The organism is Cellulomonas sp. P24 (assembly GCF_024704385.1).
Classification (GTDB): Bacteria; Actinomycetota; Actinomycetes; order Actinomycetales; family Cellulomonadaceae; genus JAJDFX01.
In genome coordinates this window covers 861,112-882,302 of the sequence record NZ_JAJDFX010000002.1, presented here as the reverse complement: position 1 = coordinate 882,302, position 21,191 = coordinate 861,112, and the positions used below count along the sequence as shown (strand labels likewise).

The window sequence follows — 21,191 nt, the reverse complement described above, 5'->3', positions numbered from 1 at the left end:
GTGCCCCGGGTGGGACCGTGGGCGCGGACGGCGGGTTCGGGCGACCGGGCCGCGATCGCGGATTGTTTCAGGCGCGATAACTCTGCTCCAGGAGTCTTGCCGTCCGGACCTACCCCACTTATGGTCATTGGACTAGTCCTTAGACCATTGGAGCGACGGTGCTGAACGAAGTGGCCCTGGACGCCGCGATCGCTCGCGGCGAGGAGCAGGCGTTCGCCTTCCTCGAGCGACTCGTCGCCGCGCCGAGCACGGTCGGTCACGAGTCCGGGGCGCTGGCGGTGTTCGCCGACGAGCTCGCCGGACTCGGCTTCGGGCTGCGGGAGGTCCCGCTCTCGCCCGAGATCGGCGCGGATCCCCGGGCCGGCGTCGTCCAGCACGTCCCCGGACCGCGCGTCTCACTGGTCGGCACGATCGGCCCGGAGCACGGGCGCTCGCTGCTGCTGCACGGGCACATCGACGTGGTCCCGGCCGAGACCCCGGACCGGTGGTCCTCGCCGCCGTTCTCCCCGCGCCGGGACGGTCGGCTGCTCTACGGCCGTGGCGCCGGCGACATGAAGGGCGGCTTCGCGATGGGCGTGCTCGCGCTGCGCGCCCTGCTCGAGGTGCACCCGGAAGCCATCACCGGCCCGCTGTCCTTCCTCGCGGCGATCGAGGAGGAGTGCACCGGGAACGGCACGCTGTCCGCTGCCGTCGACGGCGTCCTCGCCGACGCGGTCGTCCTGCTCGAGCCGACCGGTCTGGACCTGCTGGTCGGCGGCGTCGGGATCCTCTGGTGCGACATCGAGGTGGACGGTCTCTCGACCCACGCCGAGGCCGCGCACGAGGCCGTCAACCCGGTGGACCTGGCGATCCGGCTCGTCGCCGGGCTGAGGACCTGGGCGGCGGGTCTGTGCGACAGCCACCCGGACCCGGCTCTCGCCGAGGTCACGAGCCCGTACAACCTCAACCTCGGTGAGCTGCGTGCAGGGGACTGGCCGTCGAGCGTGCCGACCACGGCGACCGTCCGTCTCCGGGTCGGCTACCCGAGGTCCTGGTCACCGGACGACGCCGAGCGCGAGATCCGGGACGAGGTCGCCGCGATCGTCGCGGCCGACGGCGGGTTCCCGACGCCACCGCGGATCCGGCTCAGCGGGTTCCGCGCCTCCGGGTACTGGCTGGACCCGGCGCACCCGCTGGCACGTGCGGTGGCTCGTGCGCACGCGGACGCGCACGGCGACGAGCCCATCGCCTACTCGCTCGGCAGCACCACCGACGCCCGGACCTACGTCAACGACTTCGACACCCCGGCGCTCTGCTACGGACCGACCGCCCACAACATCCACGGGCTCGACGAGGCGGTGGACCTCGACAGCATCACCGCCGGTGCCCGCACGCTCGCCCGGTTCCTGTACGCCTACTACGCGGCAGGGGAGCAGGTGAACGCATGAGGAGCACCGGGGGTCCGCTCGACATCGACCCGTTCGGAGAGCTCGACCGCAACGTCTCCGAGCCGCTGGGTGCCCGGGTGGTCACCCGCAACGTCGCCGACCAGATCGTCGAGCGGCTCGTCACGGCCGTCGCCCTCGGCGTGTACGTGCCCGGGCAGCGTCTGCCGACCGAACGCGAGCTGTCGGAGATGCTCGGGGTGTCCCGCACCGGGGTGCGTGAGGCGCTGCACCGGATGGCCGAGGCCGGCTACCTCGAGGTGCGGCGCGGCCGGAACGGTGGGTCCTTCGTGCTGTCCGGCTGGGGCCCGGGGTCGTCGACGATGATCGGGCGGCACCTGCTCCCGAACTGGGAGAGGTTCGAGGCGCTGTTCGACGCGCGTCGGCTGATCGAGCCGCTCATCGCGCGCACCGCGGCCGAGCGGCGCACGCGTGACGACGTCCGCAAGATCCGTGAGGCCCTCGACCTCTACACCGAGGCCGCCGACCGGGAGGCGTCCCGCGCCGCCGACGAGCTCCTGCACCGCAGCGTCGGAGAGGCGACCCACAACCCGGTGCTGGTCAGCCTGTCCACCCAGATCCGCTCCCGGGTCAGCCTCAACCTCGGTGCCGAGCCGTACACGGAGGAGGTCCGGCACACCGCTGCCCATCAGCACCGGGAGCTGACGGACGCCATCGACGCGGGGGACGGCGACCTTGCGGCCGCGATCGCGGCGGAGCACTTCGTCCTCACCGAGAAGCTGATCCGCGACCTCGTGCAGCGGGTGCGCAGCGACGGGGGCACCTCATGAGTCCCCGGTTCCGGTACGTCGCCCACCGGCTGCTCCTGACCGTGCCGGTGATGCTCGCGATGAGCTTCTTCGTGTTCCTGCTCATCCGGCTCGTCCCCGGCGACCCCGTTCGCACGATGCTCGGCTTCCGCGCCACCGACGAGAACGTCGCGCAGATCCGCGAGCAGCTCGGGCTCAACGAACCCCTGCTCAACCAGTACGTGAGCTCGCTCACCGGGATGCTGCACGGCGACTTCGGCACCGACTTCATCAGCAAGGCGCCCCTGAGCGAGCTGCTGGCCCAGCGCGTCCCGGTGACCCTCGAGCTCACGCTGCTGGCGATGACCCTGGCCGTGGTCATCGGCGTGCCGCTCGGCGTCAGGGCCGCGACCGGATCGCGCTGGGTGCGACGTCTCACCGACGGGTTCGTGGTGGCCGGGGTGAGCATCCCGGACTTCTGGCTCGGGATCATGCTCGTCCTGCTGTTCGCCGGCACGCTCACCGTGCTGCCGCCGTCGGGGTACGTGCCGCTCACCGAGGACCCGCTGCAGAACCTGCGGTACATGGCGCTGCCGGTGCTGACGCTGGCCGTCGGGGAAGCCGCGTACATCCTGCGGACCACGCGGGGGGCGATGGAGTCGGTGATGGGGCAGCCTTTCATCGGGTTCCTGCACGCCAAGGGCGTCTCGCGGCGGCGGATCGTGCACCGCCACGCGCTGCGCAACGCCGCGGGTCCGATCATCACCGTGATCGGGATCCAGTTCGGGGTGCTGCTCGGCGGCGCCATCGTGATCGAGACCCTGTTCGCCCTGCCCGGCGTCGGGCGGCTCCTGGTCACCGCGATCAACCAGCGCAACTACCCGGTCGTGCAGGCGGGGGTGCTCGTGGTCGCCACGCTCTTCATCCTCGTGTCGCTGATCACCGACCTCGTCACCGGCTGGGTCGACCCGCGGGTCGCGGACCGGCAGGCGTCATGAGCACCGCCGCCTCGACGACCGTGCCCACCCGGCTCCGCCGGCTGCGGCTCCCCGGCCCTGCGCTGATCGGGGTGGCGATCCTCGTCGTCCTCGTCCTCATCGCGGTGACCGCGCCGTGGATCGCACCGCACGACCCGGAGTCGGTCGACTCCGGGCAGATCCTCAAGCCCCCGAGCGCAGGTGCGCTGTTCGGCACCGACTCGCTCGGCCGGGACGTGTTCAGCCGGGTGCTGTTCGCCCTGCGGGTCAGCCTGGCCGTCGCGGTCAGCTCGGTGCTGCTGTCGGCCGCCGTCGCGGTTCCCCTCGGCGCGCTGGCCGGGTACTTCGGCGGCTGGGTGGACACGGTCATCTCGCGGCCGCTGGACATGCTGCTCGTCCTCCCCGCGCTGCTCCTGGCGATCAGCCTCATCTCGATCATCGGGCCCGGGAGCGCCGTGGCCGCGCTGGCCATCGCGCTGATCTACCTGCCGATCCTCGCGCGGGTCATGCGGGGCAGCACGCTGTCGGTCGCCCGCCTGGGCTACGTCGAGGGGGCCACCGCCCGCGGCGCCGGTCACGTGCGTGTGCTCGTCGGCCACGTGGTGCCGAACTCGGTCGGTCCCGTCGTCGTGCAGGTCTCGATCCTGGCCGGGTTCGCGCTGCAGATCGAGGCCGCGCTCAGCTTCCTCGGCCTCGGCACGCAGCCGCCCACGCCGTCGCTCGGGCTGATGCTCTCCGACGGTCGTGGCGTGCTGTCCCAGGCGCCGTGGGTGGAGATCTTCCCCGGGCTCGCGCTGGCCCTGGCGGTGCTCAGCTTCATCCTCATCGGCGACGGCCTGCGCCACCGCCTCGATCCGCAAGGGGTCGTCCGATGACCGCACCTGCCCTGACCGTCACGGACCTGCGCGTCGGCTTCGACGTGCGCGGCGGCACGGTCTCCGCCGTCGACGGCGTGTCCCTGACCGTCGAGCCGGGCCAGATCGTCGGGCTCGTCGGCGAGAGCGGCTGCGGCAAGTCGACGCTCGCCAACGCCGTGATGGGTCTGCTCCCGGCCCAGGCCCACACCTCCGGGTCGGTGCGGCTCGGCGACGAGCAGGTGCTCGGCGCCGACGCAGACCGGCTCCGGGAGCTGCGCGGCGACCGCATCGCGATGATCTTCCAGGACCCGTCCACGAGTCTCGACCCGACCTTCTCGATCGGCGAGCAGGTCGCCGAGACGATCCGGGCCCACCGCAAGGTCTCCCGGGCACAGGCCAGGGCGAGGGCCGTCGAGCTGCTCGGCCAGGTGGGGATCCCCGACGCCGCAGCCCGGTTCTCCGAGCCGCCGCACCGGTTCTCGGGGGGGATGCGGCAGCGCGTGGTCATCGCGGCGGCCCTCGCCAACGACCCGTCGGTGCTGATCGCCGACGAGCCGACCACCGCGCTGGACGTCACCATCCAGGCGCAGATCCTGCGGCTGATCGCGACGCTGTGCCGCGAGCACGGGACCGCGGTGCTGCTGATCACCCACGACCTCGGCGTCGTCGCGCAGGTCTGCGACCGCGTGGGCGTGATGTACGCCGGCCAGCTGGTGGAGGAGGCCCCCGTCGCCGAGCTGTTCGCCGCTCCGCAGCACCCGTACACGCGGGCGCTCCTCGCGGCGCTGCCCAGCGCGGACGCCGAGCCGGGTCGGCTCGCCGTGATCCCCGGCCAGGTGCCGGACCTGTCCGGGGAGCTGCCGGGCTGCCGGTTCCTGGACCGGTGCGACCGCGCGCGGAGCGAGTGCCGCGAGCGCCCGCAGCCGGTGACCATCGGTGCGACCACCGTGGCGTGCTGGGACGTCGACGCGACGGCGGAGGTGCCGCGATGAGCGCGCTGCTGCAGGTCGAGGGCCTGGTCAAGACGTTCCCCGTGCAGGCCGGGCTGTTCGGCAGACGGGCCGTGTCGGCCGTCGCGGACGTCTCGCTCGAGCTCGACAGCGGTGAGGTGCTCGGCCTGGTCGGCGAGTCCGGGAGCGGCAAGACGACGCTCGCGCGCTGCGTGCTCGGGCTCACCCCGATCGACGCCGGTCGCATCGTGTTCGACGGTGTCGACGTGGCGTCGCTCGGCCGACACGACCGGACCGAGTTCCGGCGTCGGGTGCAACCGGTGTTCCAGGACCCGTTCGCCAGCCTCGACCCCCGGTGGACCGTCGGTCGCAGCGTCCGCGAGGCCCTGGACGCCTACCGCATCGGCACCCCTGCCGACCGGGACCGGCGGGTCGCCGAGCTGCTCGACCGGGTCGGCCTGCGTCCCGAGGTCGCCGACCGTCACCCGCGCCAGCTGTCCGGCGGGCAGCGTCAGCGGGTCGGGATCGCCGCGGCCCTGGCCAGCGGCCCCGACCTGATCGTCGCCGACGAGCCGGTGTCCGCCCTCGACGTCAGCGTCCAGGCGCAGGTGCTCAACCTGTTCGCCGACCTGCAGGCCGACCTGGGTGTCGCGGTGCTGTTCGTCGCGCACGACCTCGCCGTCGTCGAGCACCTCAGCCAGCGCGTCGCCGTGATGTACCTCGGACGGATCGTCGAGGTCGGCGAGGCCTCGACGTTGTTCCGCGAACCGCGCCACCCCTACACGCGGGCGCTGATGGATGCCATCCCGCACCCGGACCCCGCCCACCGACTGGAGCACACCCCGCTCCAGGGAGAGATCCCCAGCCCGCTCGACCCCCCGAGCGGGTGCCGTTTCCACCCGCGTTGCCCCCGTGCCGAAACCTCCTGCCGCACCGCCCCACCCGAGCTCCAGACGATCAGTCCGAGCCACCGGGCAGCCTGCTGGGTCACCGCCCCGCCGCCTGCCCTGCCGCCCGCCGCCCCCCAGCACTGACAAGGAGACCGCCGTGCCCACCGCCCACGTCAACGGAATCGACCTCAACTACCAGCTCGAGGGCGAAGGCCCCGAGACGATCGTCCTGATCAACGGCCTGGCCGACGCACTCGAGTCGTGGGACTTCCAGGTCCCGGCCCTGCTCGACGCCGGCCTGCGTGTGCTGCGCTTCGACAACCGCGGCATCGGGGCGAGCGACGCCCCGGCCGGCCCGTACACGTCACGGCTGCTCGCCGACGACGCCAAGGCGCTGGTCGACCACCTGGGTCTCACCGACTTCCACCTGATGGGGGTGTCGATGGGCGGGATGATCGCGCAGGAGTACGCCCTGGCGTACGGCTCCGACCTCCGCTCGGTGACCCTGGCCTGCACCTACGCCGCTCCGGGGCCGTTCTGCTCGCGCATGTTCTCGATGTGGGGTGACCTCGCCCCGGCGCTGGGCGTGCCGTTCGTCATGCGGGACGTCACCCTGTGGGCCTTCACCGTCCCGTTCTTCTCCGACCGCCCCGACGAGGCCAAGGAGTTCGAGGAGGCGATGGCCGGGCTCGAGATGCCGGTCGACGCGTACCTGTCCCAGCTCAACGCCATCCAGACCCACGACACGACGGACCGGCTCGCCACCCTGACCGTCCCCACGCTGGTCCTGGCCGGCGAGGTCGACATCCTCATCCCCACGAGCCTGTCCCACGAGCTGCACGAGCAGATCCCGGGCTCGTCCTGGGCGACCGTTCCCGGCGGCCACGCGTGCATCTGGGAGCACCCCGATCCCTTCAACAGCACGCTCATCGAGTTCGTCCGCGCCCACTCGCACTGACCCCCACAGGAGAGACGACATGACCGACACCTTCGGCGGCGCGCTCAGACGCCGTCACCTGCTGCGCCGCACCGGTCTCATCGGCCTGGTGCTCGCCGGCAGCTCCCTGCTCCTCGCCGCGTGCACCGGTGGTTCCGGCAGCACGTCCACCTCCGGGTCCGCGACCGCCGGCACAGCCGTCGCCGGCGGCGTCCTCAAGGCCGCCCTCACCGGTGAGCCCGACAGCCTCGACCCGGCGGTCTCGTCCGTGTACACGGGCGCCCAGGTCTACGACAACGTCTTCAGCAAGCTGCTGACCATGGGTCCCGACGGGACGTTCGTCGGCCAGCTCGCCACGAAGTGGACGGCGACGGACCCGACCACCTGGACCTTCGACCTCGCCGACAACGTCTACTTCCACAACGGCGAGAAGTTCACCAGCGCCGACGTGAAGTACACGTTCGACCGGATCCTCGACCCGGCGACAGCCAGCGCCTACGCCGGCCTGTACACGTCGATCGCCTCGATCGAGACGCCGAGCCCGACCCAGGTCGTGTTCAAGCTGTCCACCCCGTTCGGCCCGTTCCTGACGAACCTCGCGAACAACGGGGAGATCGTCAACCAGAAGGCGATCGAGTCGGGCGACCCGGCGCGTCACCCCGTGGGCACCGGCCCGTTCGAGTTCGTCGAGTGGGCCCAGGGCGACCACATCACGCTGAAGAAGTTCGACAAGTACTTCGAGAGCGGCCGCCCGCTCGTCGACGAGGTCGACTTCAAGTTCCTCCTCGTGGACCAGGGGAGGGTCGACGCGTTGTCCTCCGGCGAGATCAACTGGGCCGACGCCGTCCCGCTCCAGCAGATCGCGAGCCTGAAGAACGACCCGCGCTTCACGTACGTCACGAGCCCGGTCGCCGGCATCCCCGACTTCCTCGCGCTCAACACCGCGAAGCCGCCGTTCGACAAGGTCGAGGTCCGTCAGGCCGTCGCCTGGGCGCTCAACCGCACGGACATCCGCGACCTGGCGTACATGGGCAGCGGTGAGGTCGGCAACCAGGAGGTGCCGAGCGGGTCGAGCTGGTTCGACGGCACCGACCCGTACGCGTCGGGTCCGGACATCGCGAAGGCGAAGGCGCTGCTCGCCAAGGCGGGCTACCCGAACGGGCTCACGGTGGACTACCTGGGTCTGCCGCAGTACCCGGAGCTCCTCAAGACCGGGGAGGTCGTGCGCGACCAGCTCAAGGCCATCGGGATCACGATGAACATCAAGCAGGTCGACGTGTCCGTCTGGTTCGACGCGTTCTCGAAGGGCGACTACCAGATCACCAGCGCCTACCAGGAGCGCACCCTCGACCCGGACAACTTCTACTCCCTGGTCATCAAGTCCGGCGGCCCGATCAACACCACCGCCTACGCCAACCCGACGGTCGACGCGTTGATCGACCAGGCCGCGGCATCCACCGACGAGGCCGCCCGAGCGAAGCTCTACACGCAGATCCGCGAGATCGTGCGGAACGATGCGCCGATCATCTTCGTTCACTACGAGACGATCAACTACCTCATGCAGAAGAATGTGGCCGGCAGCGTCGTGACACCGACGCTCGAGCTCAACCTCAAGGACGTCGGCTTCACCTCCTGACCCCCTGAACCTGGTGGGGGTCGGCACCCCCTGGCCGATCCTCACCAGCCCCCTGGTCCGCCCACGGTGCGCTCGCACCGTGGGCGGACCGCTGTGCCAGGTCTGTGCCGCTTCTGTGGACAAACGCCTGCGCGACGTCCGGTATGTCCCCTAATGTCGGATCCCGGTCACGGGATACGAGGGGTCAGGGGGGCGCGTGGACAGCACGGCGATGCTCGAGTCCGAGGTGCGCGAGCTGATCCGCCGGCGCGGGCTCGACCCGGTCCGTGACCGCGGCGGGGTGCGCACCCTGGTGCACGACGTCGTCGCTGACTACGACGAACGGTCGACCCTCGGCGCGGTGCCGCCGCTCGTCGACCGGGTCGGCGTCGTCAAGGACCTCCTCGACGCGGTGGCCGGCTTCGGGCCGCTGCAGCGCTACCTCGACGACGACGACGTCGAGGAGATCTGGGTCAACGGGCCCGCCAAGGTCTTCGTCGCCCGCCGTGGCGAGCCCGAGCTGACGACCACGATCCTCACCGACGGGCAGGTCCGGGACCTGGTCGAGCTGATGCTCAAGTCGTCGGGCCGCCGGCTCGACCTGTCCAGCCCGTTCGTCGACGCCTCGTTGCCCGACGGCGAACGGCTGCACGTCGTCATCCCGGACGTCACGCGCCGCCACTGGGCCGTCAACATCCGCAAGTACGTGGTGCGGGCGCACCACCTCGACGACCTCGTCTCGCTCGGCTCGTTGACGCCGCACGCCGCGCGCTTCCTCGGTGCGGCGGTGACGGCCGGCCTGAACATCCTGGTCGCCGGCGCGACGCAGAGCGGCAAGACGACGCTCCTCAACGCCCTTGCCGGGTCGATCCCGGCCCGTGAGCGGATCGTCAGCTGTGAAGAGGTGTTCGAGCTGCGGCTCGCACATCGCGACGTCGTGGCGCTCCAGTGCCGTCAGCCGAGCCTCGAGGGCACCGGCGAGATCCCGTTGCGCCGGCTCGTCAAGGAGGCGCTGCGCATGCGCCCGAGCCGCATCCTCATCGGTGAGGTGCGTGAGGCTGAGGCGCTCGACCTGCTGGTGGCCCTCAACGCCGGCGTTCCCGGGATGTGCACGCTGCACGCCAACAGCGCACGCGAGGCGCTCACGAAGATGTGCACGCTGCCGCTCCTCGCCGGGGAGAACGTCACGGACCGGTTCGTCGTGCCGACCGTGGCCTCAGCGATCGACGTCGTCGTGCACCTCGGGCTCGACCGGCACGGCAGGCGTCGTGTCCGGGAGATCGTCGGCGTGCCGGGGCGGGTCGAGGGCGGTGTCGTCGAGGCGTCCGACCTGTTCCACCTCCGGGACGAGGAACTGGTCCGGGGCGACGGCTACCCACCGCACGCGGAGCGCTTCGCGGCGATCGGCGTCGACCTGGCAGCGCTCCTGCGCGGAGAACGGTAGGGCGCGCGCGATGGGATCGGTGGTGGGGCTGCTCCTCGGCGCGGGCGTGTTCGCCGTGTGGTGGGCGTGCTGGTCCGACGGGCCGCGCCGTCCGATCCGGCGTTCGTCCTGGTCCGAGCGCACGGCGGACGTCCTGATCCAGGCCGGTGTCACGGGGGTGGCGCCGGGCGCACTCGTGGGCACGTCGGTGTCCGCCGGGCTGGTCGTCGGAGTCGGGGCGCTCGGTGCGACGCGTGCACCGGCGATCGCCGCGTGCTTCGGTCTCATGGCGGCGACCGCACCGATGAGCCTCGTGCGGTCGCGCGCGCGCCGTCGTCGCCACCGTCTCCGCGAGGTGTGGCCCGAGGTCGTCGACCACCTCGCCTCCGGGGTGCGTGCCGGGCTGGCGCTGCCCGAGGCCGTCGCGCAGCTCGCCGACCGAGGTCCGGTCGCGCTTCGTGAGCCGTTCCGCGCCTTCGCCGAGGACTACCGCGCGACCGGCCGCTTCGGCGACTGCCTGGACGACCTCAAGACCCGCCTCGCGGACCCGGTCGCCGACCGCCTCGTCGAGGCGCTGAGGATCACCCGCGACGTCGGAGGCACGGATCTCGGACGCCTGCTGCGGACCCTCGCCCTGTTCCTGCGGGAGGACGCACGCACCCGCGGCGAGCTCGAGGCCCGGCAGAGCTGGACGGTCAACGCCGCGCGGCTCGCCGTCGCCGCTCCGTGGATCGTCCTGGCGCTGATCGGGACCAGGCCGGAGGCCGCCCAGGCGTACAACAGCGTCACGGGGGCGATCGTGCTCGTCACCGGCGCAGGTGCCAGCGTCATCGCCTACCGCCTGATGATCCGGCTCGGACGTCTGCCTGACGACCCACGGGTGCTGCGATGAACGCCGCGGTGTCCGGTGCGCTCGTCGGTGCGCTCGGCGGTGCTGGGCTCGCGCTCACGTGGTGGCGGATCGCCGCCCGCCGGATCACGCTGGACGAGCGTCTGGCGCCCTACCTGCGTGTCCAGCCGAGTGGGTCGCGGCTGCTGCGCCTGCCGGCCGTCCACACGCCGTTCCCGACGGTCGAGCGGCTCGTGGCTCCGGTCATGGCGGATGCCCTGCGTGTCGTCGCCAGGTTCGGATCGCCGGCTGCGGAGCTGCGCCGTCGGCTCGAGCGGGCCGGGCGTCGCGAGTCGGTCGAGGAGTTCCGTGCCGCCCAGGTCGTCTGGGGCGTCATCGGGCTGGCGGTCGGCCTCCTGGTCGCGCTTGCGCTCGCGGCCAGTCGTGGGACGTCACCGATCGCCCTCCTCGGCCTCGTCGGCGCGTGCGGCGCGTCGGCCGTGCTCGCGCGTGACCGCCTGCTCACGCGTGAGATCGGTCGGCGCGAGGCGCGGATCGTCGCCGAGCTGCCGATCGTCGCGGAGCTCCTCGCGCTCGCGGTCGGGGCCGGCGAAGGTCCCGTGGCGGCGCTCGAACGGGTGGCTGCGACGACCCGGGGCGAGATGTCCCGTGAGCTGTCCCGGACGCTGGCGGACGCGCGCTCGGGCACGCCGCTGACCGGTGCCTTGGAGGGACTGGCGGACCGGACCGAGGTCGCCGCACTGACCCGCTTCGCCGAGGGGGTCGCGATCGCGGTGGAGCGCGGGACACCGCTCGCGGACGTGCTCAGGGCGCAGGCCCAGGACGTCAGGGAGGCCGCGCGACGGGCACTCATGGAGGCAGGGGGACGCAAGGAGGTGGCGATGATGGTCCCGGTGGTGTTCCTGATCCTCCCGGTCACCGTCGTCTTCGCCGTGTTCCCGAGCATCGCGGTCCTGAGCCTGCGTGCGTAGGACGACGACCGCCCCGAGGACCGCTCGGGGCTCACGAGGAGGAGATCACACGATGACAGCGAGCAGCGGCGAGCCGCAGGTCCTGGGGGAGTCGGAGCGGGGCGACGTCCCGGGCTGGGTCCTCGTGACGCTGATGACGGCCGGGTTGGTGATCGCGCTCTGGGCGATCGCCGGGCCCGCGCTGCAGAGCGTGTTCGAGAGCGCGATCGCGCAGGTCACCGGCAGTCACCCGTAGTGGCCGGGGATCGCGGTGCGGGGTTCTGTGGCGACCGGGGGTCGGCGATCGTGGACTTCGCGCTGGTCGGTGGTCTCGTCACGGTGCTGTTCGCTGCGGTCCTCCAGCTGACGTTCGCGGTGCACGTGCGCAACACGCTCGTGGACTGCGCGGCCGAGGGGGCACGTCACGCCGCGCTGGCCGACCGGTCGCCCGCCGACGGTGAGGCGCGGACGCGCGAGCTGATCACGATGTCGTTGGCCCCCCGGTTCGCCGAGGACGTCACGGCGCGGGAGACCGTCCTGGACGGTGTGCGCGTGATCGAGGTCGAGGTGGTCGCGCCGGTGCCGGTCGTCGGGCTGATCGGGCCGTCGGGGAGGCTGACCGTCACCGGTCACGCGCTCGAGGAGCAGCCATGACCGGGCGCCGTGCCGTATCGCGACGCGCCCTGCCGGCCGACGACGGCAACGCGATCGTCGAGTTCCTGGCGGCGGCACTCCTGCTGCTCGTTCCCGTCGTGTACCTGTCCCTCGTCCTGGGCCGGGTCCAGGCGGCGACCTTCGCGGCCGAGGGGGCGGCGCGGGAGGCGGGCCGGACCGCTGCGACGGCGGACGGGCCCGCGGACGCGACCGCGCGGGCCGTCACGTCGGTCGGCATCGCCCTCCACGACCAGGGGTTCGACGACGTCGACCCGGTGCGCGCCCTCACGCTCACGTGCTCGACCGACCCGTGCCTGCAACCGGGGAGCGACGTCGTGACGGTCGTGGCGTTCGACGTCGACCTGCCGTTCGTGCCGGACCTGCTCCGCAGCGTCGTCCCGGTGCACGTCCCCGTCTCCGCGCGTCACGTCGCGCCGGTGGACGCGTACGCGGGGCGACCGTGAGGCGGCTGCGGGACGACGACGGGCAGGTGACCCTGCTCGCGATCCTCTTCACGATGCTCGCCCTGCTCCTCGTCACCGCGGTCGTGTCGGCGACCGGTGTCCACCTCGAACGCAAGCGCCTCCTCGCGCTCGCCGACGCGCTGTCGCTCGAGGCCGCGGACGCACTCGAGCCGACCACCGTCTATGCGGACCAGGGCCATGCGCCGCAGCCCGGGGCCGCCATCCCGCTGACCGACCGCGACGTCGCCCGCGCCGTCGACCAGTACCTGCACGACAACCCCGAGGCCGCGGCGGACTTCACCGGCCTCAGCGTGGACGCGCGGGCCTCCGACGACGGACGCACGGCCGAGATCACCCTCGGCGCGCTCGCCCACCCGGTGCTCCTGAGCTGGGTGACCGCACCGTGGTCGGACGGGATCGCGCTCCAGGTCGAGTCGTCGGCTCGGGCCTGGTGACACCGCCCCGGCCCGACTCGCGTAACCTGGACCCTCGTGGCAACCACCGACTTCCCGAGCGAGATCCGCGCCCTCCGGAGCACCCTGGACACGATCCGCAAGGTCACCGACCCAGAGGCCCTGACGGCCCAGATCGCCGACCTCTCGGAGAAGGCGTCCGCGCCCGACCTCTGGGACGACCCCGAGGCCGCGCAGGCCGTGACGTCCGCCCTGTCGCACGCGCAGGCCGAGCTCGACCGGGTCGCGAAGTTCACCGGCCGGATCGACGACCTCGAGACGCTCGTGGAGATGGCGACCGAGGGGGAGGGCGCCGACGACGCCGAGACCCTCGCCGAGGCCGAGGCCGAGCTCGTCTCGATCCGCAAGGACCTCGGCGAGCTCGAGGTCCGGACCCTGCTCTCCGGCGAGTACGACAAGCGCGAGGCCGTCGTGACCATCCGGTCCGGCGCCGGTGGCGTGGACGCCGCCGACTTCGCCGAGATGCTCATGCGCATGTACCTGCGGTGGGCCGAGCGTCACGGCTACCCGACCGCCGTCCTCGACACGTCCTACGCGGAAGAGGCCGGCCTGAAGTCGGCGACCTTCGAGGTCAAGGTGCCCTACGCGTTCGGCAACCTGTCCGTCGAGGCCGGCACCCACCGCCTCGTGCGGATCTCGCCGTTCGACAACCAGGGCCGCCGGCAGACGTCGTTCGCCGCGGTCGAGGTGATCCCGCTGATCGAGCAGACGGACAGCATCGAGATCCCCGAGAACGAGATCCGCGTCGACGTGTTCCGCTCGTCGGGCCCCGGCGGCCAGTCGGTGAACACGACCGACTCCGCCGTCCGGCTCACGCACATCCCGACCGGGATCGTCGTGTCCATGCAGAACGAGAAGTCGCAGATCCAGAACCGCGCCGCGGCCCTCCGCGTGCTGCAGTCCCGGCTGCTCCTCCAGCGCCAGGCCGAGGAGAACGCCGCCAAGAAGGCGCTCGCCGGCGACATCAAGGCGAGCTGGGGCGACCAGATGCGCTCCTACGTGCTGCACCCGTACCAGATGGTCAAGGACCTGCGCACCGAGTACGAGGTCGGCAACACGGCAGCGGTGTTCGACGGTGACATCGACGGGTTCATCGAGGCCGGCATCCGGTGGCGGCGCGGGCAGCAGAACTGACCGGTCGGCGCCCGATCCGGACGTTTCGCCCGGATCGGCGGGATCGGGCGGCTCACAGGCCCGGCTGCGGCGTGTCTGACCGGATCGGCTCGGACCGTCTGCCTACGCTCGATGACGGCCAGGTAGGTCCTACCCCCCGTCCCCGAGACTGGCCTGCGAGCTTGTGATCCGTTTCGAGAACGTCAGCAAGGTCTACGCGCGCGGCGCGAGGCCAGCCCTGGACTCGATCTCCCTGGAGATCGAGCGGGGCGAATTCGTGTTCATGGTCGGCGCGTCCGGCTCCGGGAAGTCGACCTTCCTGCGGCTGGTGCTGCGCGAGGAGCGACCCACCGAGGGCAAGGTGTTCGTCGCGGGCAAGGACATGACGACGCTGTCCTCGTGGAAGGTCCCCCAGATGCGCCGGGAGATCGGCGCCGTGTTCCAGGACTTCCGCCTGCTCCCGAACAAGACCGTGTACGAGAACGTCGCGTTCGCGCTCCAGGTGATCGGCAAGCCGCGGCACCACATCATGACGACCGTGCCGGACACGCTCGAGATGGTCGGCCTCGCCGGCAAGGAGAAGCGCCGCCCGCACGAGCTGTCCGGTGGTGAGCAGCAACGCGTGGCGATCGCCCGCGCGTTCGTCAACCGCCCCCCGATCCTGCTGTGCGACGAGCCGACCGGAAACCTCGACCCGACGACGTCGCTGGGCATCATGCGGCTGCTCGACCGGATCAACCGCACCGGGACCACCGTCGTCATGGCCACCCACGACGACGAGATCGTCGACCAGATGCGCAAGCGCGTCGTCGAGCTGTCCGCCGGGGCGATGGTCCGTGACCAGTCCCGTGGCGTGTACGGCTCGGCGCGCTGAGAAGGCCGAGGGCACCGCGTGAGAGCTCAGTTCATCCTTTCCGAGATCGGCATCGGTCTGCGCCGCAACCTGGCGATGACGATCTCGGTCATCCTCGTGACCTTCGTGTCCCTGACGTTCGTCGGCAGCGCGGCACTGCTGCAGCTGCAGATCTCGCAGATGAAGGACGAGTGGTACGGCAAGGTCGAGGTGTCGGTGTTCCTGTGCGCCGCGGGGTCGCAGAAGCCGACGTGCGCGGCGGGTGAGGTCACCGATGCGCAGAAGGCCGCGATCCAGGCGGAGCTCGACTCCCCGGACGTGAAGCCGTACATCCAGAAGGTCTACTACGAGTCCAAGCAGCAGGCGTTCGTCTCGTTCCAGAAGATGTTCTCCGACCAGTGGTGGGCCTCGTCGATCACGGTCGACGACATGAACTCCTCCTACCGGATCAAGCTCACCGACCCCTCGAAGTACCAGGTCGTCGCCGACGTCCTCACCGGCAGGCAAGGCGTCGACGAGGTCCAGGACCAGCGCAAGATCTTCGACTCGCTGTTCCGGGTGCTCAACGGCGCGACGATGCTCTCGGCCGGGTTGGCGGCGGTGATGCTGCTGGCGGCGGTGCTGCTCATCACGACGACGATCCGGTTGTCGGCGATGAGTCGACGGCGCGAGACCGGCATCATGCGGCTCGTCGGCGCCTCGAACCTGTTCATCCAGCTCCCGTTCATGCTGGAGGGCGCGATCGCGGCGACCCTGGGTGCGGCGCTGGCGGTGGGCGGACTCTGGCTGGGGGTGAAGTACCTGGTGATCGACTGGCTGAGCGCGTCCGTCACGTCCATCAACTTCATCACCGAGCGTCAGGTCCTGGTGGTCGCGCCGTTCCTCGTCGGCGCGGCGATCCTGCTCGCTGCGGTCTCCTCGTTGGTCACCCTCCGGCGCTACACGAAGGTCTAGATCATGGGAACCGTCAGGTCGACAGTGACGATGCGAGGCCGCAGCCGCGCGACGGGGCTGCTCGTCGTCGTCCTCACGTTCCTCACGGTGCTCAGTGGTGCGGCGCCGTCGGCATTCGCCGACAGCTACGACAACCAGGTGGCGCAGAACAAGGCGCAGGCCGCGGCGAACAAGGCCGCGCAGGACGCACTCGCCGCATCGCTCGAGGACACCGACAAGGCACTCGCGCAGGCCGCCATGGACCTGCAGGCGACCGAGCAGCGGCTGCCGCAGGCGCAAGCCGAGCTGGCCGCCGCCAAGGACGACCTGGCGACAGCCCAGCGCGAGGCGGCGATCATCGCCGGCCGCCTGCAGGACGCCCGCGACCAGGAGGCGTCGATCACCCAGACGATCCAGGCCGACACGGCGCGCAGCACGGCCGTGCGGAACGCGCTCGGGGAGATGGCGCGTCAGGCGTACCGGGGTGGGGCGGAGATCTCCAGCCTCGGCGTGGCCCTCGGGGCGCAGAGCACCGACGAGTTCATCGCGACGTACGGTGCGGTGTCGAGCGCGTTGCGCGCCCAGGCACAGTCGCTCGCAGGGCTGCAGCAGGTGCAGGCCGACAACCGCAACAGCCAGGCCCGCCTGGTGGCGGTGCGTGACCGCATCACCGAGCTGAAGGCCGACGCCGACGCGAAGGTGGTCGAGGCCGATCAGGCGCGGGTGCACGCGGAGGAGCGCACGGCCGAGATCACGAGCCTCATCGCTGAGCAGACCGCGAGCAAGCAGACCATCGCCGACCGTCTCGCGGCCGAGAAGGCGCAGCAGGCCGAGCTGGACGCCCAGGCGGCAGCGCTGGCGGCGAGCCTGGCCGAGATCATCGCGAAGCAGAACGCGGCGCGGGCGGCGGCGGGGGTGCACGGACCGATCAACGGTGCCGTGTTCGCCAACCCGACGTCGACGAACCCCATGTTCATCACGTCGCACTACGGCTGGCGGTTCCAGCCGATCCTCAAGTACTACCGGATGCATGCGGGGGTCGACCTCCGCGCGTACTGCAACACCCCGATCTACGCGGCGCGGGCCGGCACCGTGCAGTGGGCGAAGTGGGTCAACGGGTACGGCAACCAGGTGATGGTCAACCACGGCTACGTCAACAACAGCTCGCTCATGAGCAGCTACAACCACATGAACACCGTGGTGGTGCACGCCGGGGAGTCGGTGTCGCAGGGCCAGCTGGTGGGCTACGCCGGGATGACCGGTGGGGTCTCGACCGGGTGCCACCTGCACTTCGAGGCGTACGTCAACGGCGCCGTCGTGAACCCGGAACCGCTGCTCGGCCTGGCCTGAGCCGGCACCGACCGGGTGGCGTCCGCCGGGCGCCGGGGTGTTCCGCGGGTGCGGCAAACCATGCACGCGCGCGGCGTGCGGTCCTCTACCCTGGGGCGGCAGCCTCCCACCCCGATCATGCGGTGCGCGGCGATGCCCGTCGGACGAGAGAAGGTGCGTGGTGGCCAAGGAGCAGGGCCGGACGATCGTGGCCAGCAACCGCAAGGCGCGCCACGACTACACGATCGAGGACGTCTTCCAGGCGGGGATCGTGCTGAGCGGCACCGAGGTCAAGGCCCTGAGGGCCGGGCGGGCGTCGCTGGTCGACGGGTTCTGCGAGATCGAGGGCGGCGAGGCCTGGCTGCAGGGGGTGCACATCCCCGAGTACGCGCACGGGACATGGACCAACCACGCGCCACGGCGCAAGCGCAAGCTCCTGCTGCACCGCATCGAGATCGAGCGCCTGGACCAGCGCTCGCACGAGAAGGGCCTGACGATCATCCCGTTGTCCCTGTACTTCCAGGACGGGTACGCCAAGGTCGAGATCGCGCTGGCACGCGGCAAGCGCGAGTACGACAAGCGCCAGACGCTCCGCGAACGGCAGGACAACCTCGAGGCCCAACGGGCCATGCGCTCCAAGCGGGATCGGTGAGAACCATGCCCCTGCGTCACCTCCTTCCACGACGCCGCGCGGCCGTGGTGACCGTGCTCGTCGGACTGCTCGCCGGACTGTTCGTGGCCTGGGGAGGGTTCGCGTCCGCTCCGGCCGTGGCCGCGGTGCACGCGTCGGACACCGGGGGACGGCACGTCACGCGCTACGCCCTGACGTACACGCTGACGTCCGGTGGCAACGCGCACGTGGCGATCGACCTGGACTTCGACTTCGGCGGCGACCCGGGGCACGGGCCGACGATCTCGATCCCGGTGCAGCAGGCGATCACCGGTGACAGCGCGCACGTGCGCTCCTACCCGGTCTCCGGCCTCACCGCCTCCAGCTCGACGGGTGCTCCGGCCGGCGTCAACACGGAGACCAGCAACGGGTGGCTCATCGTGAAGATCGGTGACGCGAACGAAGGCGGGATCTCGGGCGTCCAGAGCTACCACATCGAGTACACGATCGGCTCGGTGGTGAACCCGTTCAGCGACCACGCCGAGTTCTACTGGAACGTCGTGGGCGCCGACGCGGGGTCGATCCCGATCTCCGACGTCTCGGTGACGGTCGCCGGGCCGGTCGCGGCCGACGGCGCGACATGCTTCAGCGGGCCGACGAACAGCACGACGCCGTGCGACGCCGGGGCGGTCAACCCCGACGGGACCGCGGCCTTCACGCAGCAGACGCTGAACCCGGGGAACGGGCTGACGGTCGCCGTGCACTACCCGGCGTCGGCGTTCACCGGCGCGAAGGCGCTGATCATCGCGACGCCCAGCCCGCTCGACCCGGTCACCCCGACGGCCGTCACCGGTGTGCTCGCGCTGCTGATCGCCGGCGCCGGCTCGGTGCTCGTGATACGGCGGGTGATGCGGAACGGGCGCGACCGCCAGTACCTGGGGCTCACGCCCGGACTGGCGCCGGCACCGGGACAGGAGCTGCAGGTCGGGTACCGCGACAAGCGCACGCCCGTGGCCGTGCAGTTCACGCCTCCGCCCGGGGTCAGCCCCGGTGAGGTAGGCACGTTGCTCGACGAGGTCGCCGACCCCAAGGACGTCACGGCCACGATCATCGACCTGGCCGTGCGCGGTTACCTGCGCATCGACGAGGTCCCACCGAAGAAGGCCGGCCGCAAGCCGAACGACTGGACGTTGAGCCAGCTCCGCGAGGCCGGTCCCGAGCTCAAGATGTTCGAGGCGACGCTGCTCGGGTACATCTTCGCCGAACGTCGGCAGGTCGACCTGAGCACGCTGAAGACGACGTTCGCATCGTCGATGAGCAGGGTTCAGACGCTGCTGTACGAGGACGTCACCGACAACCGGTGGTTCTCCGCCAACCCGGCGAGCGTGCGGAGCCGGTGGCAGGTCGGCGGGGCGATCCTCGCGTTCTTCGGGCTGTTCGGGGCGTTCGCGGCCGCGAACGTCGTCGACGTCAAGGGCATCGCCCTCGTGCCGGGGGCCCTGGTCATCGTGGGCCTTGTCATGGTCGTCGTCGCCAAGTCGGCACCGGCGCGGACCCCTGCCGGGACGGCGGTCCTCGCGCAGGCCTTCGGGTTCCAGCGGTACCTCACCACCGCGGAGGCGAACCAGATCCGGTTCGAGGAAGGCGAGGACATCTTCAGCCGGTACCTGCCCTACGCGATCGTGTTCGGTGTCGCCGAGCGTTGGGCCCGGGTGTTCGGCGAGCTCGCCGCGCAGGGCTACGCGGTCGCCGAACCGACCTGGTACGGCGGTGTCGGGTTCCACACGGGGATGTTCTGGGCGTCGTACGCCGCGTTCGGCAGCAACCTCGACACGTTCACGAACCTCGCGACCGAGTCGATCGCGGCGCCGACGCCCGGCTCGTCCGGCGGGTCGGGCTTCGGCGGCGGCGGGTTCTCCGGCGGCGGTGGCGGCGGCGGGGGAGTGGGCGGCTGGTAGCCGTCCGCCGTCAGGCGCGGCGGCCCACGAGGGCCAGGAGCCGCGTCTGCTCGTCGTCGTCCTCGGTGGTCGGAAGCGGCTCCTTGAAGTAGCGGCTGGGCCCGAGAGGGTTGGCGCTCAGCGCGACGAGGAGGCGGTCGACCGTCGCCGGGTCGATGGTCTCGTCGACCCCGAGGGCGCGGGCGAGGTCCCAGCCGTGGATCGCCAGGTCCATGACCATCTCCTCGAGGTACTGGTGGGCGGGTGTCGGTCCGCGCGACAGGCTCACGGTGCGCGAGATGGCACCGTCGGCTGCGAAGGCGGCAAGCGCGGCGCTCATGGCGGAGCGCCAGGTCGCGACCGGGTCGTCACCCAGGACGTCGCCGTCGAACGCGTCGCCGACCTCCGCGACGGTGCGCCCGGCGAGCAGCCGGGGTGCCCACAGCTGTTCCGAGGTCAGATGGTTCACGAGGTCGCGCACCGACCACTCGTCGCACGGGGTGGGCAGGTCCCACCTGTCGCCGATGTGCGAGACCAGTCCCGTGAAGCGGTCGGCGTTGACACGGTGCAGTTCCAGGAGCTCGTCCATGGCATCAGCGTGCTCTCGGCGCGACGGCGTCGCCACCGGGGGGACCGGCCGTGCCGGACGTCTCCTGTGGGTGGCAGACGCCCCCGGGCCGCAGGAATCATGAGGCGCCCCGCGGCGTTGATCCCGTAGAGTGACAGCGCACGCGTGGCCCCTCGGGGCCGAGCGAGCAGTTGACAACTGCACAGGGGGTGATCGGTTTCGACGGTGGTCGTCGAGCCAGGAGAAGCGGGCCGAGGACGCACGGTTATCTCGTTAACGATCCGCGCAAACCAATAGGTGCCAATACATCGCGCACCGACTTCGCACTCGCCGCCTGAGCGAGTCTTCGAAGTCCGTCAGCCCGAATGCGCTCTCGATTCGGTAACTGGCGTCATCTAGAGAGCCACTGCTCGCAGCATTCGTCGTCGGTGCTGCGGGGACTCTTAGGCGACTGAGCCTGTCCACGGCATGTCTGCTAGATCGTGGGGGCTGAGAAAAGCGCAGCAGTCTGCGCCCGGAGAAGTCCTGGTTCTGCGTCATCGGACGCGGGTTCGATTCCCGCCACCTCCACCACTCTGACCTGCGGGAACGCAAGTCTTGTTGACACAGGGATAGCCATCCGTTGACACGGGTGG

General features: G+C 71.1%; 22 protein-coding genes and 1 other RNA gene. 22 read left to right on the top strand and 1 reads right to left on the bottom strand.

Translation table 11 applies throughout. The features are described 5' to 3' along the window. Positions 1–158: 158 nt before the first annotated feature. The 21 genes from LJB74_RS04170 (at position 159) to LJB74_RS04070 (ending at position 20,009) form a co-directional block, all read left to right on the top strand. Positions 159–1,427, top strand: coding sequence for a M20/M25/M40 family metallo-hydrolase (locus LJB74_RS04170; protein WP_259307340.1), 1,269 nt, complete (start codon positions 159–161; stop codon positions 1,425–1,427). Further along, positions 1,424–2,215 (top strand): FadR/GntR family transcriptional regulator, encoded by a 792-nt coding sequence (locus LJB74_RS04165; RefSeq protein WP_259307339.1) that lies wholly within the window; start codon positions 1,424–1,426, stop codon positions 2,213–2,215. Before LJB74_RS04170 ends, LJB74_RS04165 begins: the two co-directional genes overlap by 4 nt. After that, on the top strand, positions 2,212–3,171 hold the full coding sequence (locus tag LJB74_RS04160) for an ABC transporter permease (protein ID WP_259307338.1): 960 nt from the start codon (positions 2,212–2,214) through the stop codon (positions 3,169–3,171). The genes LJB74_RS04165 and LJB74_RS04160 overlap by 4 nt, the downstream gene beginning before the upstream one ends. Continuing rightward, positions 3,168–4,025 carry an ABC transporter permease gene (locus LJB74_RS04155; protein WP_259307337.1) on the top strand — a complete coding sequence of 286 codons (858 nt, stop codon included), beginning with the start codon at positions 3,168–3,170 and terminating at the stop codon, positions 4,023–4,025. Before LJB74_RS04160 ends, LJB74_RS04155 begins: the two co-directional genes overlap by 4 nt. Next, positions 4,022–4,999 carry an ABC transporter ATP-binding protein gene (locus LJB74_RS04150; protein WP_259307336.1) on the top strand — a complete coding sequence of 326 codons (978 nt, stop codon included), beginning with the start codon at positions 4,022–4,024 and terminating at the stop codon, positions 4,997–4,999. Before LJB74_RS04155 ends, LJB74_RS04150 begins: the two co-directional genes overlap by 4 nt. Further along, positions 4,996–5,991 carry an ABC transporter ATP-binding protein gene (locus LJB74_RS04145; protein WP_259307335.1) on the top strand — a complete coding sequence of 332 codons (996 nt, stop codon included), beginning with the start codon at positions 4,996–4,998 and terminating at the stop codon, positions 5,989–5,991. Before LJB74_RS04150 ends, LJB74_RS04145 begins: the two co-directional genes overlap by 4 nt. Before the next feature lie 13 nt (positions 5,992–6,004). Further along, on the top strand, positions 6,005–6,805 hold the full coding sequence (locus tag LJB74_RS04140; protein WP_259307334.1) for an alpha/beta fold hydrolase: 801 nt from the start codon (positions 6,005–6,007) through the stop codon (positions 6,803–6,805). Between the two features lie 19 nt (positions 6,806–6,824). Next, complete coding sequence (locus tag LJB74_RS04135) at positions 6,825–8,420, top strand: ABC transporter substrate-binding protein (RefSeq protein WP_259307333.1); 1,596 nt, start codon at positions 6,825–6,827, stop codon at positions 8,418–8,420. Positions 8,421–8,616: 196 nt separating this feature from the next. Continuing rightward, positions 8,617–9,843 (top strand): CpaF family protein, encoded by a 1,227-nt coding sequence (locus LJB74_RS04130; protein ID WP_259307332.1) that lies wholly within the window; start codon positions 8,617–8,619, stop codon positions 9,841–9,843. Positions 9,844–9,853: 10 nt separating this feature from the next. Beyond that, the gene (locus LJB74_RS04125) at positions 9,854–10,714 is read left to right on the top strand and encodes a type II secretion system F family protein (protein ID WP_259307331.1); all 861 of its coding nucleotides are present in this window, start codon (positions 9,854–9,856) and stop codon (positions 10,712–10,714) included. After that, positions 10,711–11,643, top strand: coding sequence for a type II secretion system F family protein (locus LJB74_RS04120; protein ID WP_259307330.1), 933 nt, complete (start codon positions 10,711–10,713; stop codon positions 11,641–11,643). The genes LJB74_RS04125 and LJB74_RS04120 overlap by 4 nt, the downstream gene beginning before the upstream one ends. A gap of 52 nt (positions 11,644–11,695) precedes the next feature. After that, positions 11,696–11,878: a hypothetical protein gene (locus tag LJB74_RS04115; protein WP_259307329.1), complete on the top strand. Its 183-nt coding sequence runs from the start codon at positions 11,696–11,698 to the stop codon at positions 11,876–11,878. A gap of 50 nt (positions 11,879–11,928) precedes the next feature. Continuing rightward, the gene (locus LJB74_RS04110; RefSeq protein WP_259307328.1) at positions 11,929–12,276 is read left to right on the top strand and encodes a TadE family protein; all 348 of its coding nucleotides are present in this window, start codon (positions 11,929–11,931) and stop codon (positions 12,274–12,276) included. After that, on the top strand, positions 12,273–12,740 hold the full coding sequence (locus tag LJB74_RS04105) for a pilus assembly protein (RefSeq protein WP_259307327.1): 468 nt from the start codon (positions 12,273–12,275) through the stop codon (positions 12,738–12,740). Before LJB74_RS04110 ends, LJB74_RS04105 begins: the two co-directional genes overlap by 4 nt. Next, positions 12,737–13,195 carry a pilus assembly protein TadG-related protein gene (locus LJB74_RS04100; protein WP_259307326.1) on the top strand — a complete coding sequence of 153 codons (459 nt, stop codon included), beginning with the start codon at positions 12,737–12,739 and terminating at the stop codon, positions 13,193–13,195. Before LJB74_RS04105 ends, LJB74_RS04100 begins: the two co-directional genes overlap by 4 nt. 36 nt (positions 13,196–13,231) lie before the next feature. Beyond that, a complete protein-coding gene (prfB, locus tag LJB74_RS04095; RefSeq protein ID WP_259307325.1) occupies positions 13,232–14,347 on the top strand; it encodes a peptide chain release factor 2 in 1,116 nt (371 codons plus the stop codon). A 163-nt stretch (positions 14,348–14,510) separates the two neighbouring features. Further along, positions 14,511–15,200, top strand: coding sequence for a cell division ATP-binding protein FtsE (gene ftsE / locus LJB74_RS04090; protein WP_259307324.1), 690 nt, complete (start codon positions 14,511–14,513; stop codon positions 15,198–15,200). Between the two features lie 18 nt (positions 15,201–15,218). Next, the gene (gene ftsX, locus LJB74_RS04085; protein ID WP_259307323.1) at positions 15,219–16,133 is read left to right on the top strand and encodes a permease-like cell division protein FtsX; all 915 of its coding nucleotides are present in this window, start codon (positions 15,219–15,221) and stop codon (positions 16,131–16,133) included. Between the two features lie 3 nt (positions 16,134–16,136). Continuing rightward, complete coding sequence (locus LJB74_RS04080) at positions 16,137–17,462, top strand: M23 family metallopeptidase (RefSeq protein WP_259307322.1); 1,326 nt, start codon at positions 16,137–16,139, stop codon at positions 17,460–17,462. Between the two features lie 160 nt (positions 17,463–17,622). Further along, entirely contained in the window at positions 17,623–18,093 is a 471-nt protein-coding gene (smpB, locus tag LJB74_RS04075) for an SsrA-binding protein SmpB (protein WP_259307321.1), read from the top strand. 5 nt (positions 18,094–18,098) lie between these two features. After that, positions 18,099–20,009, top strand: coding sequence for a DUF2207 domain-containing protein (locus tag LJB74_RS04070; RefSeq protein ID WP_259307320.1), 1,911 nt, complete (start codon positions 18,099–18,101; stop codon positions 20,007–20,009). 10 nt (positions 20,010–20,019) lie between these two features. Here LJB74_RS04070 and LJB74_RS04065 read toward each other — a convergent pair whose 3' ends face one another. After that, positions 20,020–20,577, bottom strand: coding sequence for a TIGR03086 family metal-binding protein (locus tag LJB74_RS04065; RefSeq protein ID WP_259307319.1), 558 nt, complete (start codon positions 20,575–20,577; stop codon positions 20,020–20,022). Between the two features lie 184 nt (positions 20,578–20,761). Between LJB74_RS04065 and ssrA the strand changes: the two genes are divergently transcribed. Then, positions 20,762–21,129: a transfer-messenger RNA gene (gene ssrA, locus LJB74_RS04060) on the top strand. The last annotated feature ends 62 nt before the right edge of the window (positions 21,130–21,191 follow it).

Coding starts and splice junctions, on each gene's coding strand:
- LJB74_RS04165 (WP_259307339.1), top strand. CDS start 1,424: ATGAGGAGCACCGGGGGTCCGCTCGACATCGACCCGTTCGGAGAGCTC.
- LJB74_RS04160 (WP_259307338.1), top strand. CDS start 2,212: ATGAGTCCCCGGTTCCGGTACGTCGCCCACCGGCTGCTCCTGACCGTG.
- LJB74_RS04155 (WP_259307337.1), top strand. CDS start 3,168: ATGAGCACCGCCGCCTCGACGACCGTGCCCACCCGGCTCCGCCGGCTG.
- LJB74_RS04150 (WP_259307336.1), top strand. CDS start 4,022: ATGACCGCACCTGCCCTGACCGTCACGGACCTGCGCGTCGGCTTCGAC.
- LJB74_RS04145 (WP_259307335.1), top strand. CDS start 4,996: ATGAGCGCGCTGCTGCAGGTCGAGGGCCTGGTCAAGACGTTCCCCGTG.
- LJB74_RS04135 (WP_259307333.1), top strand. CDS start 6,825: ATGACCGACACCTTCGGCGGCGCGCTCAGACGCCGTCACCTGCTGCGC.
- LJB74_RS04125 (WP_259307331.1), top strand. CDS start 9,854: ATGGGATCGGTGGTGGGGCTGCTCCTCGGCGCGGGCGTGTTCGCCGTG.
- LJB74_RS04120 (WP_259307330.1), top strand. CDS start 10,711: ATGAACGCCGCGGTGTCCGGTGCGCTCGTCGGTGCGCTCGGCGGTGCT.
- LJB74_RS04115 (WP_259307329.1), top strand. CDS start 11,696: ATGACAGCGAGCAGCGGCGAGCCGCAGGTCCTGGGGGAGTCGGAGCGG.
- LJB74_RS04105 (WP_259307327.1), top strand. CDS start 12,273: ATGACCGGGCGCCGTGCCGTATCGCGACGCGCCCTGCCGGCCGACGAC.
- LJB74_RS04080 (WP_259307322.1), top strand. CDS start 16,137: ATGGGAACCGTCAGGTCGACAGTGACGATGCGAGGCCGCAGCCGCGCG.
- LJB74_RS04070 (WP_259307320.1), top strand. CDS start 18,099: ATGCCCCTGCGTCACCTCCTTCCACGACGCCGCGCGGCCGTGGTGACC.
- LJB74_RS04065 (WP_259307319.1), bottom strand. CDS start 20,577: ATGGACGAGCTCCTGGAACTGCACCGTGTCAACGCCGACCGCTTCACG.